At 75.6% G+C, this 16,694-nt stretch carries 11 protein-coding genes and 1 pseudogene; 9 read left to right on the top strand and 3 right to left on the bottom strand.

The features are described from left to right. Positions 1 to 51: 51 nt before the first annotated feature. Entirely contained in the window at positions 52 to 612 is a 561-nt protein-coding gene (locus IHE55_RS20750) for a PepSY domain-containing protein (RefSeq protein ID WP_197990386.1), read from the top strand. A 158-nt stretch (positions 613 to 770) separates the two neighbouring features. Here the strand turns inward: IHE55_RS20750 and meaB are convergent, their stop codons facing one another. Together meaB and IHE55_RS20740 are read right to left on the bottom strand one after the other, a co-directional pair. Then, positions 771 to 1,748 (bottom strand): methylmalonyl Co-A mutase-associated GTPase MeaB, encoded by a 978-nt coding sequence (gene meaB, locus IHE55_RS20745; protein WP_197990385.1) that lies wholly within the window; start codon positions 1,746 to 1,748, stop codon positions 771 to 773. A gap of 207 nt (positions 1,749 to 1,955) precedes the next feature. Next, entirely contained in the window at positions 1,956 to 3,158 is a 1,203-nt protein-coding gene (locus IHE55_RS20740; RefSeq protein ID WP_197990384.1) for an acetyl-CoA C-acetyltransferase, read from the bottom strand. 141 nt (positions 3,159 to 3,299) lie between these two features. Between IHE55_RS20740 and mce the strand changes: the two genes are divergently transcribed. The 7 genes and pseudogenes from mce to IHE55_RS20705 all read left to right on the top strand — a co-directional run. Continuing rightward, positions 3,300 to 3,740 carry a methylmalonyl-CoA epimerase gene (mce, locus tag IHE55_RS20735; RefSeq protein WP_197990383.1) on the top strand — a complete coding sequence of 147 codons (441 nt, stop codon included), beginning with the start codon at positions 3,300 to 3,302 and terminating at the stop codon, positions 3,738 to 3,740. A gap of 187 nt (positions 3,741 to 3,927) precedes the next feature. Further along, positions 3,928 to 8,043, top strand: coding sequence for a polarized growth protein Scy (gene scy, locus IHE55_RS20730; RefSeq protein WP_197990382.1), 4,116 nt, complete (start codon positions 3,928 to 3,930; stop codon positions 8,041 to 8,043). Between the two features lie 1,226 nt (positions 8,044 to 9,269). Next, positions 9,270 to 10,202, top strand: coding sequence for a coiled-coil domain-containing protein (locus IHE55_RS20725; RefSeq protein ID WP_197990381.1), 933 nt, complete (start codon positions 9,270 to 9,272; stop codon positions 10,200 to 10,202). 361 nt (positions 10,203 to 10,563) lie between these two features. Continuing rightward, entirely contained in the window at positions 10,564 to 11,580 is a 1,017-nt protein-coding gene (locus tag IHE55_RS20720; protein ID WP_197990380.1) for an ABC transporter ATP-binding protein, read from the top strand. 1 nt (position 11,581) lies between these two features. Next, positions 11,582 to 12,352 (top strand): ABC transporter permease, encoded by a 771-nt coding sequence (locus IHE55_RS20715; protein WP_197990379.1) that lies wholly within the window; start codon positions 11,582 to 11,584, stop codon positions 12,350 to 12,352. 311 nt (positions 12,353 to 12,663) lie between these two features. Beyond that, positions 12,664 to 13,998 carry an ABC transporter ATP-binding protein gene (locus IHE55_RS20710; protein ID WP_197990378.1) on the top strand — a complete coding sequence of 445 codons (1,335 nt, stop codon included), beginning with the start codon at positions 12,664 to 12,666 and terminating at the stop codon, positions 13,996 to 13,998. A 41-nt stretch (positions 13,999 to 14,039) separates the two neighbouring features. Beyond that, a pseudogene (locus IHE55_RS20705) lies at positions 14,040 to 14,915 on the top strand (ABC transporter permease); the annotation flags it as partial. Between the two features lie 39 nt (positions 14,916 to 14,954). Here the strand turns inward: IHE55_RS20705 and IHE55_RS20700 are convergent. Beyond that, positions 14,955 to 15,278 carry an Rv1322 family protein gene (locus IHE55_RS20700; protein ID WP_197990377.1) on the bottom strand — a complete coding sequence of 108 codons (324 nt, stop codon included), beginning with the start codon at positions 15,276 to 15,278 and terminating at the stop codon, positions 14,955 to 14,957. Between the two features lie 209 nt (positions 15,279 to 15,487). Between IHE55_RS20700 and IHE55_RS20695 the strand changes: the two genes are divergently transcribed. Next, positions 15,488 to 16,576 carry an LLM class flavin-dependent oxidoreductase gene (locus tag IHE55_RS20695; RefSeq protein ID WP_197990376.1) on the top strand — a complete coding sequence of 363 codons (1,089 nt, stop codon included), beginning with the start codon at positions 15,488 to 15,490 and terminating at the stop codon, positions 16,574 to 16,576. Positions 16,577 to 16,694: the final 118 nt, after the last annotated feature.

Below are 16,694 nucleotides of genomic sequence, written 5' to 3'. Positions count from 1 at the left end.
CGGGCCGGACGACGGTCCGGCGGACAACCGGAGAACAGCGGGAGGAACCCCATGAAGCGCAACATCGTCATCGCCGCCGTCGCCGCCGCGGTCCTCGCCGGCGGGGGCACCGCCACGGCGTTCGCGATCGCCTCCGACGACGACGGGTCCGCGCGGGCGGTCTCCACCGCCGCGGACCGCGACGACGACCTGGACGAGCGGGACGACCTCGACGACCGGGACGACGACCAGGACGACGCGGACGACCGGGACGACGACCGGGGGGCCGACGACGACGCCCGGCGGGCGCGGGAGGCGCTGAAGGACGCGCGGACCGACGCCGCCGGGGCGGTGGCCGCCGCGGCCCAGCGGGGCACCGTGGTCTCGGTGGACCTGGACGACGACGGGCCGGTGGCCTTCTGGGAGGTCGAGGTCCTCGGCAAGGACGGCACCGAGCGCGAGCTGCGGGTGGACCTGGCGACCGGCCGGGTCACCCCGGACACCGACCGCGCCGACGACCACCGGGACGAGCGCACGGGCGACCGCGACAACCGTGACGACCGGCAGGACGACGCCCGGGACGCGCAGGACGACCGCGCGGACGAGGGGAACGACGCCCGGGACGACCGCTGAGCCGGGCCCTACCGCAGGCCCGAGGGCCGGTACCACCGGCGCACCGGGCCCGTACCACCGGCGCACGGCCTCGTACCGCCGCCCGCCGGGCGCGTCCGGACCCCCGTGGCGCCGCCTCCGGTCCGCGGGGCCCGGGCGGCGCCCCGTGCCGCCGCCGCTCAGCCGGCGGCCGGCTCCGCGCCGCCCGAGGTCAGCTCCGCCACCAGCGCGTCGGCGGCGGCGTAGGGGTCCAGCTCACCGGTGGTGATCCGCTCCGCCAGCGCGTCCAGCCGCCGGTCGCCGTGGACGTCGCCGATCCGCCGGCGCAGCGCGGTGACCGCGATGGTCTCCACCTCCAGGGCGGCCCGCCGGCGCCGCCGCTCGGCGAGCACGCCGCGCTCCTCCATCCAGGCGCGGTGCTTCTCCAACGCCTCGACCACCTCGTCCACGCCCTCGGCGCGGGCCGCCACGGTCTTCACGATCGGCGGCCGCCAGTCGCCCGGGCCCCGGGCCTCGCCCAGGCCCAGCATGTGGTTGAGCTCCCGCACGGTGGCGTCGGCACCGTCGCGGTCGGCCTTGTTGACCACGTACACGTCGCCGATCTCCAGGATGCCCGCCTTGGCGGCCTGGATCCCGTCGCCCATGCCCGGGGCGAGCAGCACCACCGAGGTGTCGGCCTGGGCGGCGATCTCCACCTCCGACTGCCCGACCCCGACGGTTTCCACCAGGATCACCTCGCAGCCCGCGGCGTCCAGCACCCGGATCGCCTGCGGGGCGGCCCAGGCGAGCCCGCCGAGGTGGCCGCGGGTGGCCATGGAGCGGATGTAGACCCCCGGGTCGGAGGCGTGCTCGCTCATCCGGACCCGGTCGCCCAGCAGCGCGCCGCCGGAGAACGGCGAGGAGGGGTCCACCGCCAGCACCCCGACCCGCCGGCCGGCCTTGCGGTAGGCGGTGACCAGGGCGGAGGTGGAGGTGGACTTGCCGACGCCGGGGGACCCGGTGAGGCCGACCACGTAGGCCCCGCCGGTCAGCGGGGCGAGCGCCGCCATCACCTCGCGGAGCTGCGGCGACGCGCCCTCCACCAGGGAGATCAGCCGGGCCACGGCGCGCGGCCGGCCCTGCCGTGCCTGCTCCACCAGCAGGGGGACGTCAACCATGGTCTCTCCGCTCCGTACTCGTCGTGCTCGCCGTACTCGTGATGCTCGTGGTGCTCGTGGTGCTCGTGGTGCCGGTCGTACCCCCGGCACCCGTGGTGCCCGCGGTACCCGTCGTGCCGGGGGCCCCGGCCGGGCCGTCCGGTCCGGCGGGAGCGGGGGCGGCCGGGTGCGCCCCGGGCGTACGCCCCGCGCCCCGGCCGTCGTCGGTCACTTGCCCGGAACGCGGATGATCAGCGCATCGCCCTGGCCGCCGCCGCCGCACAGCGCCGCCGCGCCCACCCCGCCGCCGCGCCGCTTCAGCTCCAGCGCCAGGTGGAGCACGAGGCGGGCGCCGGACATGCCGATGGGGTGCCCCAGGGCGATGGCCCCGCCGTTGACGTTCACCTTTTCGGTGGACACGCCCAGGTCCTTCATCGACTGCACGGCCACCGCGGCGAACGCCTCGTTGATCTCGATCAGGTCGAGGTCACCGACGGTCAGGCCCTCCTTGCCCAGCGCGTGGGTGATCGCGTTGGACGGCTGGGACTGGAGCGAGTTGTCCGGGCCGGCGACGTTGCCGTGGGCGCCGATCTCGGCGATCCACTCCAGGCCCAGCTCCTCGGCCCTGGCCTTGCTCATCACCACCACGGCGGCGGCGCCGTCGGAGATCTGCGAGGAGGTGCCGGCGGTGATCGTGCCGTCCTTGGTGAACGCCGGGCGCAGCTTGGCCAGGGTCTCCACGGTGGTCTCGGCCCGGATGCCCTCGTCCTTGCTGAAGATCACCGGCTCGCCCTTGCGCTGCGGGATCTCCACCGGGGTGATCTCCGCCTCGAACAGGCCGTTCTTCTGGGCGGCGGCGGCGCGCTGGTGGGAGAGGGCGGCGATCTCGTCCTGCTCGGCGCGGCCGATGCCCAGCCGGGTGTTGTGCTTCTCGGTGGACTCGCCCATGGCGATGGACTCGAACGGGTCGGTGAGCCCGTCGTGCGCCATGGCGTCCAGCATCTCGATCGCGCCGTACTTGTAGCCCTCGCGGGACTTGGGCAGCAGGTGCGGGGCGTTGGTCATGGACTCCTGGCCGCCGGCGACGATCACGTCGAACTCGCCGGCCCGGATCAGCTGGTCGGCCAGGGCGATGGCGTCCAGCCCGGAGAGGCAGACCTTGTTGACGGTGAGCGCCGGGACGTTCATCGGGATGCCGGCCTTGACCGCCGCCTGGCGGGCCGGGATCTGGCCGGCGCCGGCCTGGAGCACCTGGCCCATGATCACGTACTGCACCTGGTCGCCACCGATCCCGGCCCGGTCCAGCGCGGCCTTGATGGCGGCGGCGCCGAGGTCGGAGGCGGAGAAGGAGCGCAGGCTGCCCAGCAGGCGCCCCATGGGGGTGCGCGCGCCGGCGACGATCACTGAGGTGGTACCAGCCGTACGAGTCATGGTGCTGCCCCTTCGGGAGAAGGAAGGAAGTTAACGAGGGTTACCTGCAATGTACTGAGGCGTACCGGGCGCGGTCACCGGCCTGTGGGTGTGATCGCGCGCACGTTGCGTAACCGGCGCGAGGGGCGGTGGACTGGTGACATGCTGACGCGAATCGACCACATCGGAATCGCCTGTTTCGACCTCGACAAGACCGTCGAGTTCTACCGTGCCACCTACGGCTTCGAAGTGTTCCACACCGAGATCAACGAGGAGCAGGGCGTCCGGGAGGCGATGCTCCGGATCAACGGTACGGACGACGGCGGGGCCTCGTACCTCCAGCTGCTGGAGCCCACCCGGGAGGACTCCGCGGTCGGCAAGTGGCTGGCGAAGAACGGCGAGGGCGTGCACCACATCGCCTTCGGCACCGCGGACGTGGACGGCGACGCGGAAGCCGTCCGGAACAAGGGCGTACGGGTGCTCTACGACACCCCGCGCCGCGGTTCGATGGGGTCCCGGATCACCTTCCTGCACCCCAAGGACTGCCACGGTGTGCTCACCGAACTCGTCACCGCGGCGGACCCCGGCGCGGCGGAGCACTGACCTTCCGCTTCCCCGGCCGGTAGAGTGCAGGCTCGGCCGGGGTACGGGAAACGGAAGCACAGTCGGGGCCCGGCCCACTCTTTGCCGATGATCTGACACCATTTCTTCGTCAAGGGCCGGCTCCGGGTACGACCACGCAGGACGGAGCGGGCTGCCAACGCGACCAGGGGACGGATGGGACCGCGCAGTGCGGGGCTACGACCGCTACGAGCCTGACGACCACCTCGCGAAGTTCGAGGCCGAGATGGAGCGGCTGAAGACCGAGCGGGAGAAGGCCGTCCAGCACGCCGACGACCTCGGCTACCAGGTCGAGGTGCTGCGCGCCAAACTCCACGAGGCGCGCCGCACCATCGCCAGTCGTCCCGCGTACGACAGTGCGGACATCGGCTACCAGGCCGAGCAGATGCTGCGGAACGCCCAGATCCAGGCCGACCAGATGCGCGCCGACGCCGAGCGCGAACTGCGTGAGGCCCGGGCGCAGACCCAGCGGCTGCTCCAGGAGCACGCCGAACGGCAGGCGCGGCTGGAGTCGGAGCTGCACGCCGAGGCGGTGGCCCGCCGTCAGCGCCTGGACGAGGAGCTGGCCGAGCGCCGCGCCACCGTCGAGTCGCACGTCAACGAGAACGTCGCCTGGGCCGAGCAGTTGCGGGCCCGCACCGAGTCGCAGGCGCGGCGACTGCTGGACGAGTCGCGGGCCGAGGCGGAGCGGGTGCTGGGTGCCGCCCGCGCGGAGGCCCAGCGGCTGTCGGACCGGACCCGGCAGCGGGCCGGCGCCGAGGCGGAGGCCGCGCGGGCCGAGGCGGAGGCGATCCTGCGCCGCGCCCGTACCGACGCCGAACGGCTGCTGGGGACGGCGTCCACGCAGGCCCAGGAGGCCACCGAGCACGCCGAGGCGCTGCGCACCACCGCGGTCTCCGAGACCGAGGAGGCGCGCCGCCGGGCCGCCGAGCTGACCCGCACCGCCGAGACCCGGATGCAGGAGGCCGAGGAGGCGCTGCGGCAGGCGCGCGCCGAGGCCGAGAAGGTGCTGACCGAGGCGAAGGACGCGGCGACGAGGCGGATCGAGGCCGCCGAGACCGACAACGACCAGCGCGCCCGCACCGCGAAGGCGGAGATCGCCCGGCTGGTGGCGGAGGCCACCAAGGAGGCCGAGGCGCTGCGCGCGGAGGCCGAACAGGTGCGGGACGACGCCCGCGCCGAGTCCGAGCGGCTGATCGCCGAGGCCCGGGAGACCGCGCGGGCCAAGGCCGTCGAGGACTCCGCCGCCCAGCTGGCCAAGGCCGCCCGCAGCGCCGAGGAGGTGCTCTCCAAGGCGTCCGAGGACGCCCAGGCCACCACCCGGGCCGCCGCCGAGGAGGCGGAGCGCATCCGGCGCGAGGCGGAGGAGGAGGCCGACCGGCTGCGCGCCGAGGCGCACGACACCGCCGAGGCGCTCAAGGGCGCCGCGCAGGACGACACCGCCGAGTACCGGGCCAAGACCCGCGAGTTGCAGGAGGAGGCGCGGCGACTGCGCGGCGAGGCCGAGCAGTTGCGCGCCGAGGCGGTCACCGAGGGCGAACGCATCCGCGGCGAGGCCCGCAAGGAGGCCGTGCAGCAGATCGAGGAGGCGGCCAGGACCGCCGAGGAGCTGCTGGCGAAGGCGAAGTCGGACGCGGAGGAGACGCGTTCGGACGCCACCGCGGAGAGCGAGCGGGTCCGCACCGAGGCCATCGAGCGCGCCGCGACGCTGCGCCGCCAGGCCGAGGAGGCGCTGGAGCGGGCGCGCGGCGAGGCCGAGGAGCTGGTCTCGGCCGCCCGGGAACGGGCCGGGGAGGTCAAGTCCGAGGCGGCGCGTGCCGCGGAGCAGCTGCGGGAGGAGACCGAGCAGGCGCTCACCGCGCGGCGGACGGACGTCGAGGCGGAGCTGACCCGCCGCGGCGAGGAGGCGGAGGCGAAGGTCGCCGCCGCCGAGGAGGCGCTGCGCGAGGCGCGGGCGGAGGCCGAGCGGCTGCGCCGGGAGGCGGCCGAGGAGACCGACCGGCTGCGTACCGAGGCCGCGGAGCGGATCCGGACGCTGCGGGAGCAGGCCGAGACGGAGGCCGAGCGGCTGCGCACCGAGGCCGCCGCGGAGGCGGCGAGCAGCCGCGCCGAGGGCGAGGAGGTGGCCGCCCGGCTGCGCACCGAGGCCGCCGCAGAGGCGGAGCGGCTGCGCACCGAGGCGCAGGAGACCGCCGACCGGGTCCGGGCGGAGGCGAACGCGGCCGCCGAGCGGCTGGGCGCGCAGGCCGCCGAGGCGCTGGCCGCCGCGCAGGAGGAGGCGGCCCGCCGCCGCCGGGAGGCCGAGGAACTCCTCGGCGGCGCGCGGACCGAGGCGCAGCGGGAGCGGGAGCGGGCGCACGAGCAGAGCGAGGAGCTGCTGGCGTCGGCGCGCACCCGGGTCTCGGAGGCCCAGCAGGAGGCGCAGCGGCTGGCCGAGGAGGCCGAGCGGCGCGCGTCGGAGCTGGTCACCGCGGCGGAGCAGACCGCCCAGCAGGTCCGCGAATCGGTGGCCGGGCTGCGCGAGGAGGCCGAGCAGGAGATCGCCGGGCTGCGGTCGGCGGCCGAGCACGCCGCCGAGCGGACGCTGACCTCCGCCCAGGAGGAGGCGGACCGGGTCCGCGCCGACGCCCACGCCGAGCGGGAGCGGGCGGCGGCCGACGCCACCCGGGTCCGCACCGAGGCGCAGCAGGCGGCCGAGGCCGCCGCGGAGCTGGCCGAGCGGACGGTGAACGAGGCGCGGGAGGAGGCCGACCGGCTGCGGACCGAGGCCCGCGAGGAGGCCAACAAGCGGCGGACGGACGCGGCCGAGCAGGCCGACCGGCTGATCGCCGAGGCCGCCGCGGAGGCCGAGCGGCTGGTGGCCGAGGCGACCGCGGAGGCGAAGCGGCGGACGGAGGAGGCCACCGCCCTCGCCCAGCGGCTCACCGCCGAGGCCGAGGCGGGGGTGGCGGAGGCCACCGCGGAGGCCGAACGGCTGGTGGCCGAGGCGACCGAGCAGGGCCGGCGGCTCACCGCGGAGGCGGAGCGGGTGCTGGCCGACGCGAACGCCCGGGCGCAGGCGCTGCGCACCGAGGCGACCGACGCGCGGGCGGCGGCCGAACAGGACGCCAACCGCACCCGCGCGGAGGCCCGCGGCGACGCCAACAACATCCGGTCCGAGGCCGCCCAGCAGGCGGACCGGCTGGTCACCGAGGCCACCGCGGAGGCCGAGCGGCTCGCCGCCGAGGCCCGCGAGGAGGCCAACAAGCGGCGGACGGACGCGGCCGAGCAGGCCGACCGGCTGATCGCCGAGGCCACCAACGAGGCGGAGCGGCTGCGCACCGAGGCCGCGGAGACGGTCAACTCCGCGCAGCAGCACGCCGCCCGGACCCGGGCGGAGAGCGAGCGGGTGGCGGCCGAGGCGGCGGCGGAGGCCGAACGGCTGCGCGCCGAGGCCCGCGCGGAGGCCGAGCGCACCGTCGACAAGGCGCGGCAGGACGCCAACAAGCGGCGGGCGGACGCGGCCCAGCAGGCGGACCGGCTGGTCAGCAAGGCCGGCAGCGAGGCGGAGAAGCTCGCCGAGGAGGCCCGGGAGGCGGCCCGGCGGACCGCCGCCGCCGCCGAGGAGCAGGCCGACACCATGGTGGGCGCGGCCCGCAAGGAGGCCGAGCGCCTCCTCAAGGAGGCCACCGCCAAGGCCACCGGCCTGGTGGAGAAGGCCCGCACCGACGCCGACACGATGCTCGGCGAGGCGCGTGGCGACGCCACCGCCATCCGGGAGCGGGCCGAGGAGCTGCGCGGCCGGGTGGAGTCGGAGATCGAGGAGCTGCACGAGCGGGCCCGCCGCGAGGCCGCGGAGCAGATGAAGGCGGCCGGCGAGCGGGTGGACAAGCTGGTGACGGCGGCCACCGCCCAGCTGGAGGAGGCCGAGGAGAAGGCCAAGCAGAAGCTGTCGCAGGCCAGCAGCGAGGCGACGAAGGTACGGGTCGCCGCGGTGAAGAAGGCCGAGGGCCTGCTGAAGGAGGCCGAGCAGCGCAAGGCGGACGCCACCCGGGACGCGGAGCGGATGCGCTCCGAGGCGCGCGAGGAGGCGCACCGGATCGTGGAGGCGGGCAAGCGGGAGCTGGAGGTGCTCAAGCGCCGCCAGGACGACATCAACGCCGAGATCTCCCGGGTGCAGGACGTGCTGGAGGCGCTCGGCTCGCTGGAGGCCCCCGCCTCCGGCGGCGGCTCGGGCAAGGACGGCGTGAAGGCCGGCGCCGGCGCGGGCGGCTCCCGCTCGGGCGGCAAGTCCTCGGGCTCGTAACGGCACGGCCGCCGACCGCGGTACCCGCCGGTGCCGTCCGCGGGTCCGCGGCCGGCCCCGCGGACCCGGTCGGATACGGGCGGGCCCGGTGCGTCCCGGGCACCGGCCGGTGGCGCCGGCGCGGGGCCGGGAGGAAACGCGCTCCCGCCGCCGCGTGCCGGGCGTTCCCGGCCGCGGAACGCGGGTCGTACCGCGCCGTCCGTGCCGTCCGCGCCCCGGCCGGCAACCGGCGGGCGGCCGGAACGCCGCCGCCGACCAGGGCCGCCCGCAGGGTCTCCGCCCTCCCGCCCCGCCCCTGAACGGACCGCCGACCGCAGGGTGTCGACCGCACCCCGGGCGCCGACCCCGGCAACGGGCACGGGCCGGTGACGCCGGCGCGAGGCCGTGAGCACCCCGCGGCCTGGCACCCGTGCCCGGTGCGCCGCCGGGCACGGACCCGTCACCATCGCCACGCGCAATGCCTCACCACCGCCCCCCGCGCACCCTCACCCACCGCCCACACGGGCCGGTCCGATCGGTCACGGCCTGCGACCTTCCCGCCGCCGCGCGGGCGGGCCGCGCCCCCGTGCCGGTCGGCGCACGCGGGTGACCCGGTGCGGCGCGGGCCGCCGGTGGCGTAACGTCGGTCGGTTCGGGTGTTTCTCCCGGACCGTCAGCTTCCCGCTCGCGGGCTCCCCGCCTCCCGCCCCCCGCCGTCGCCCGCCGGTCCGTACGCGCCCCCTGTGCCCGACCGGTCCGCGCCCACCGGTCCGCACTCCACGCACCCGCACCCCACCGAGCCGCGCCCGCCGGCCCCCACCCGCCGGCCCTGCGCCGGCGCCGGCTCCCCGCGCGCCGGGGCGGTGTGCGGCCCGTGCCCGGGCGGCCTGCCGGGAAGCGTCGTACGCCGGGGCGAGGAGGGTGGTGTACCGCGCACGGACCGGACGGGTTACGCCCCGGCGGCCACCGCCCGGTACCGCACCGGGCGCGACCGAGGGCGGCGCGAGTGGGCCGGGGCGCCCCGCCCCGGTGCCCGCCGGGCGCCCGCGGCGGGATGCCCCGCCACCGGCCGGACCCGTCGTGTCCGGAACGCCCGATTACCTCCACCGGGTGACAAGAGGCGTGTGAACACTCCACTCAAAAGGCTGCACATTCTCCATGTCTCAGCGGCGTTGACTCGATGACACGCCGCTACGCCCCCTAGGATTCGCTCTATCACCTCACCGGTCTCTTTCGACAGGAACCCCATGAGCGACACTTCCTCCCCCTTCGGCTTCGAGCTCGTGCGGCGTGGATACGACCGCGGCCAGGTGGACGACCGCATCACCAAGCTCGTCGCCGACCGTGACAGCGCGCTCGCCCGGATCACCTCTCTGGAGAAGCGCATCGAGGAGCTGCACCTCGAAACGCAGAACGCCCAGGCCCAGGTCAGTGACTCCGAGCCGTCCTACGCGGGGCTCGGCGCACGCGTCGAGAAGATCCTCCGGCTCGCGGAGGAGGAGGCCAAGGACCTGCGTGAGGAGGCGCGCCGGGCCGCCGAGCAGCACCGTGAGCTGGCCGAGTCCGCCGCCCAGCAGGTGCGCAGCGACGCCGAGTCGTACTCCGCCGAGCGGAAGCAGAAGGCGGAGGACGAGGCGACGCGGATCGTCGAGAAGGCGAAGGGGGACGCCGCGACGCTCCGTGCCGAGGCCCAGAAGGACGCGCAGTCCAAGCGTGAGGAAGCGGACGCGCTGTTCGAGGAGACCCGCGCCAAGGCCGCCCAGGCCGCCGCGGACTTCGAGACCAACCTCGCCAAGCGCCGGGAGCAGTCCGAGCGCGACCTGGCCTCCCGTCAGGCCAAGGCGGAGAAGCGGCTGGCGGAGATCGAGCACCGCGCCGAGCAGCTGCGCCTGGAGGCCGAGAAGCTGCGGACCGACGCCGAGCGCCGGGCCCGCCAGACGGTGGAGACCGCGCAGCGCCAGGCCGAGGACATCGTGGCGGACGCCAACGCCAAGGCCGACCGGGTGCGCAGCGAGTCCGAGCGCGAGCTGGCGGCGCTCACCAACCGCCGCGACAGCATCAACGCCCAGCTGACCAACGTCCGGGAGATGCTCGCCACGCTGACCGGCGCGGCGGTGGCCGCGACCGGTGCGCCGAGCGACGAGGAGTCCCGCGGCGTGCCGGCCCAGCAGACGCGCTGACGCCGTGCGCCGCGGGCCCGGTCCGCGGCGGCGGGTGCGGTGACCCGGGCGCCGGGCGCCACCGGACAGGTGGCGCCCGGCGCCCTTCGCGTTTCCCGGGCCGCCGTTTCGCGATTCCCGGGGACGCCGTCGCGTTTTCCCGGCGCCCCGTCCCGGGACGCGGCGGTGCCCCGACGCCCCCGGCCCGACGTCCCCGGGGTGCGCCGTACCCCGGTGTGTCGCTCCGGGCGCGGGAGCCCGGCCCGCCGGCCGGGACGGCAGTGCCAGGTCGCGGTGCCGGGACGCCGCGGCGGTACGGCGGTGGTGGGAGGCCCCGGCGCCTCCGGTGGCGAGGGCATCGGGCCCGTCTTAGCGTGGCGGCATGATCGAGCTTGAGGGGCTGACCAAGCACTACGGCGAGAAGCTGGCCGTGGACCACCTCACGTTCACCGTACGGCCCGGGGTGGTGACGGGCTTCCTGGGCCCGAACGGCGCCGGAAAGTCCACCACCATGCGGATGATGCTCGGTCTTGACCACCCGTCGGCCGGAACCGTCCGGATCGACGGCAAGCACTACCGCCAACTGGTCGACCCGCTGCGGTACATCGGGGCGCTGCTGGACGCCCAGGCCGTGCACGGCGGCCGTACCGCGTACCACCACCTGCTCTGTCTGGCGCAGAGCAACGGCATCCCCCGGGCGCGGGTGGCACAGGTGCTGGAGACGGTCGGGCTGACCTCGGTCGCCGGCAAGCGCTCCAAGGGGTTCTCGCTCGGGATGGGCCAGCGGCTGGGCATCGCCGCCGCACTGCTGGGCGATCCGCGCATCCTGATGTTCGACGAGCCGGTCAACGGGCTCGACCCGGAGGGCATCCACTGGATCCGCAACCTGATGAAGGGGCTCGCCGCCGAAGGCCGTACCGTCTTCGTCTCCAGCCACCTGATGAGCGAGATGGCGCTCACCGCCGACCACCTGGTGGTGATCGGGCAGGGCCGGCTGCTGGCCGACACCTCCATGGCCGACTTCATCGCGCGCAACTCCCGGTCGTACGTACGGGTGCGCTCGCCCGAGCACCAGCGGCTGCGGGAGGTGATCACCGCGGCCGGGCACCCGGTCCAGGCCGGGCCGGACGGCAGCTTCGAGGTGGACGGCGCGGACGCCGCCGCGCTGGGCGAGCTGGCCGCCCGGCACCGCATCACCCTCCACGAACTCAGCCCCCAGCAGGCGTCCCTGGAGGAGGCGTTCATGGGCCTGACCGCGGAGGCGGTGGAGTACCACGCGCACCCGGCGGCGCCCGGCGCGGCGCCCGGGGAGCCGCCCCCGCCGGCCGGCGCCGGCCCCGGGGCCAGGCCGGACCCGGCCGGCTGGGGACAGGACCGGCGGCGACGGGAGGGTTCCTGAGATGTCGGTGACGGCGCAGGTGCTGCGCTCGGAGTGGACGAAGATCAGGTCGGTCCGCTCCACCGGGTGGACGCTGGGCGTCGCGGTGCTGGTCACCATCGCCCTGGGGGCCCTGATCAGCGCCCTGGTCGAGAACGACTGGGAGAACATGTCGGCCGAGGACCGGATGACCTTCGACCCGACGTTCGTGAGCTTCGCCGGTACCGGCCTGGGGCAGCTGGCGATGATCGTCTTCGGGGTGCTGGTGGTGGGCAACGAGTACAGCACCGGCATGATCCGCACCTCGCTGGCGGCGGTGCCGCAGCGCGGGCGCTTCCTGTTCTGCAAGATCGCGGTCGCCACCCTGCTCGCCCTGGTGGTCTCCATGATCACCAGCTTCGCCGCGTTCCTCACCGGCCAGGCGATGCTGGGCGACCACCGGGCGTCGCTGGGCGACCCGGGCGTGCTGCGGGCGGTGGTCGGCGGCGGGCTCTACATGACCCTCATCACCGTCTTCTCGATGGGCATCGCCGCCGTGCTGCGCAGCCCGATGCTCTCCCTGGGCATCCTGATGCCGTTCTTCTTCCTGATCTCCAACATCCTGGGCAACGTCCCGGCCACCGAGAAGGTCGGCGACTACCTCCCCGACCAGGCCGGCCAGCGGATCATGCAGGTGGTGACCGCCGGCGACGATGCCCCGTACGGGCCGTGGGGCGGCTTCGCGATCATGGCGCTGTGGGTGGCCGCGGCGCTCCTCGCCGGCTTCCTGCTGCTGCGCAGGCGCGACGCCTGACGGCGCCCCCGGCGGACCACGGCCGCCCGGCGGCGCGGCCGACCGGGCGGCGCGGCCGGGTGGGGCGACCGAACCGACCGGCCGGGCGGGGCACCCCGGCGGGGCCGGACGGACGCCCCCGTATCCCGAGGTGACCCGCCGCATCGCCTTCGTCAGGACATATCACTGGAAGCAGTCGGATAACGACACGACCGCACGGTCCGAGGTCACGATCCGTTCACTTTCCGCCGCGACAGGAACCGCTCCGGCCCGGCTATCCTCCTTACCCGCACAGGGGCGTGTGCCCTGAGGCGATTCGCGAAGGGCGGAGAATGATCGAGGCAGTCGGCCTGACGAAGCGCTACGGCGCCAAGACGGCCGTGTACAACCTGTCCTTCCAGGTCCGGCCGGGCGCCGTGACCGGCTTCCTGGGCCCCAACGGCTCGGGCAAGTCCACCACGATGCGCATGATCCTGGGCCTGGACCGACCGACGGCCGGACACGTGACGATCGGCGGCCACCCGTTCCGCAACCTGCCGAACGCCCCGCGCCTGGTGGGCGCGCTCCTGGACGCCAAGGCGGTGCACGGCGGCCGCAGCGCGCGCCAGCACCTGCTCAGCCTGGCCCAGCTCTCCGGCATCCCGGCCCGGCGGGTGGACGAGGTGCTGGGCGTGGTCGGCCTGCAGAACGTGGCGAAGAAGCGGTCCAAGGGGTTCTCGCTCGGCATGGGCCAGCGGCTGGGCATCGCCGCCGCCCTGCTGGGCGACCCGCAGGTGCTGCTCTTCGACGAGCCGGTCAACGGGCTGGACCCGGAGGGCATCCTGTGGGTCCGCAACCTGATGCGGCAGCTCGCCGCCGAGGGGCGGACGGTCTTCGTCTCCAGCCACCTGATGAGCGAGATGGCGCTCACCGCCGACCACCTCATCGTGATCGGCCGCGGCCAGCTGCTCGCCGACATGAGCGTGAAGGACTTCATCTCCTACAACTCGGCCGACTTCGCCCGGGTCCGGGTGGCGCAGGGCGCCCCGGAGGCGCGGGAGAAGCTCACCGCCGCGCTGAGCGAGGCGGGCGGGCAGGTGCTGCCGGAGACCGACGGGGCGCTGCGCGTCACCGGTCTGCCGCTGCCGCGCATCAGCGACCTGGCGCACGAGGCGGACGTCCGCCTGTGGGAGCTCTCCCCGCACCAGGCGTCGCTGGAGGAGGCGTACATGCGGATGACGCAGGCGGCGGTGGACTACCGCTCGACCGCCGACCAGCGCGCCGGGCTGCAGCAGCCGGCGTACGGCCCGTACGGCGGGGCCCCGGGCGGCTTCGCCGGTCCGGCCGGGTACCCCGGTCCGGGAGGCGCGCCGGGCGCGCTGCCCGGTTTCACCGCGCCGCCCCCGCCGCAGCCGGCCGGTCCCGGCGCGCCCCCCGCCCGGCGCACCGGGCGCCAACCCGTACGCGGCGCAGCCTGCCGTACCGCAGCCCCCGCCCCGGCCCCGCAGCAGCCGGCCGCCGTCCCGGTTCCGCAGCAGCCGGCCGCCGTCCCGGCCCAGGGCGCCGTACCGCCGACCCCGGCGCCGCAGGCTCCCCCTGCTCCGCAGGCCGCTCCCCGGCCGCCCCGCCCGCGCCGGCCGCGGGCCCGCCGCCCCCGCACCGGCCGCCGCCGCCCCCCGCCGACCTGAAGAAGCACGACAGCGAGGACGCCCGATGACCACCCCCTACCAGCAGCCGCCGGCCCCCGTGGCCCCGCAGTGCGCCGCCTGCCGCGCCGGTCGGCGGGCCGCCGGCCGGCCCCGGCGGGTACACCTCGCCCATCCCGGTCCGCCCGACCCACCTCGGTCACGCCCTCGCCTCCGAGTGGACCAAGATCAAGTCGGTCCGCTCGACGATGTGGACGCTGGGTGTGCTGGTGGTCCTGGTGGTGGGCATCGGCTTCGCCACCGCCGCCGGGCTGTCCAGCGGCGACACCGACCTGGACGGCGAATCCCCGCTGACCTTCGGGTTCTTCGGGGTGCTGCTGGGCATCCTGTGCGTCATCACCCTCGGCGTGCTGGTGATCTCCTCCGAGTACGGCACCGGGATGATCCGCACCACGCTGACCGCCTGCCCCAGCCGGGCCCGGGTGCTGACCGCCAAGGCCATCGTGTTCTTCCTGGTGGCGTTCACCGTCACCCTGGCGTGCACCGGCCTGGTCGCGCTGATGATGGACAGCATGCTCTCCGGCAACCCCGGCGTGGCGGAGCCCACCGGTGAGGACTGGTTCAAGGCCACCGTCGGCATCAGCCTGTACGTGGCGATGCTGGGCCTGGTCGCGCTGAGCGTCGGCGCGCTGATCCGCCACTCGGCGGGCGCCATCACCATCATGATCGGTGTGGTGCTGCTCCCGCTGGTGCTGGCGGTGTTCATGCAGAGCGAGAGCCTCGCCGACCTCCAGGAGGGGCTGCTGAACTACTCGGTGCCCAACCAGCTCGGCGTGCTGTACAGCAACTCCGTCACCGACTCCGGCCCCTCGGGCTGGGAGCCGCTGGGCATCATCACCGCCGTCACCGCCGCGGCGCTGGTCGCCGCGTACTCCGCGCTGGACCGGCGCGACGTGTGAGCACCGGGTGCGGCCCGGGGCCCCGCCGCGGGGCCCGGGTCAGTACCGCGGGGCGTTCCGGGACCGCAGGAGCCGTGCGCTCCTGCGGTCCCTGGCGTTCCAGCAGGCGCGGTGCCAGTGGCGGCGGTCGTCCCCGCCGCCGTCCTGCTGCCAGGCGACCAGGTGCGGCACCCCGGGCGGGATCTCCTGGTCGCAGCCGGGGCAGCGGTAGTGCTTGGTGGCGGCCCCGCCGCTGATGTGCCGCACCGCCCACTCCTCGCCCTGCCAGCTGACGGACCGCTCCAGGCCGTAGCGGTCCGCCGGTTCCTCCTCGCGGCCGACGGACGATCCACCGCCGCGGGGGCGGTTCCGGCGTGGGGACATGGTGCACCTCGGGAGGGGCTGCGGGACTACGGGTTGTGACCAGCGTACGCGCCGGCGGCCGTCGCCGGTTCCGCCCGTCCGGCCACCGTCTGTGATCATCATGAAAACTTCCCGCCGTGACCGTGCCTTTGGCACGTGTCAGCCGTTATTGCCTGTGCAGGGGGTGCGCTCGGGGGGCGCGAGCCGTCATCAGGAAGGCAGTAGGCGACATGCGCGTTGGGGCATTCATTCTGGCCGCCCAGTTCCCGGGCCAGGGACAGGCGGAGGCGCTGCACCGGGCGGTGCGGACCGCGGACGCGGCCGAGCGGGCCGGGCTGGACGCGGTCTGGGTCGCCGAGCACCACTTCGTCCCCTACGGAGTCTGTCCGTCCGCCATCACCCTGGCGGGGCTGCTGCTCGGCCGCACCCGGCGCATCGGGGTGGGGACGGCGGTGAGTGTGCTGCCGAGCGCCCACCCGGTCGCCCTCGGCGAGCAGACCGCGCTGCTGCACCTCACCTCGGGCGGACGCTTCACCCTCGGGGTCGGCCGCGGCGGGCCGTGGGTGGACCTGGAGGTCTTCGGCGCCGGGCTGGAGGCGTACGAGCGCGGCTTCCCCGAGTCGCTGGACCTGCTGCTGCGCTGGCTGCGCGAGCCGCGGGTGGGCGCGGACGGCGAGCGCTTCTCGTTCCGCGAGGTGGCGGTGGTGCCGCGCGCCGACGAACCCCTCCCCGGTACGCGGCCGGCCGGAGGCCCGGACGGCGGGCCGGAGGGCGGACCGGGGGTGGCCGCGGAACCGGCCGGACCGCCGGTGGTGGTGGCCTGTACCTCCCCCGGCACCGTCCGGCTCGCCGCCGAGCGCGGGCTGCCGATGCTGGTCGGGATGCACAGCGACGACGACGAGAAGGCCGGGATGATCGCGCTGTGGCGCGAGACCGCCCGGGCCGCGGGGCACCCGCCGGAGCTGGTGGCGACGGCGGAGCACGTGTCGGCGGGGGTGGCGCAGGTCGCGGACAGCCGCGCGGACGCCACCGAGTCCCTGCTCAAGGCGATGCCCGGCTGGCTCCGCCAGGGGCTGGCCGCGCACGTCACGGTGGACGGCCGGCCGCGCGCCATGCGCGACCCGCGCACGTACACCGAGATGCTCTGCTCCATCCATCCGGTGGGGCCGCCCCGGCTGTGCGCGGACCGCCTGGCGGCCACCGCCGAGCGCACCGGCATCCGCCGGTTCGCCCTGCTGACGGAGGGCTCCGGCGAGCTGGCCGCCACCGAGGAGAACGTGCGGCGGCTGGGCCTGGAGGTGCTGCCCCTGCTCCGCTGAGCAGCGGCCCGCCGGCCGGTGCCGGTCCGTGGCCGTCGCCGGAGCGCGACCGCGCCGGGCCGTGGACGCCGTGACGCGACCGCGCCGGGCGGCGGCCGTCACCGGGAGGTGACACCGG

Source organism: Streptomyces pactum, from assembly GCF_016031615.1.
In the GTDB taxonomy this organism is placed as follows: Bacteria; Actinomycetota; Actinomycetes; order Streptomycetales; family Streptomycetaceae; genus Streptomyces; species Streptomyces pactus.
The sequence above is the reverse complement of the archived record's forward strand: the minus strand, read 5'-3'. Positions and strand labels throughout refer to the sequence as shown.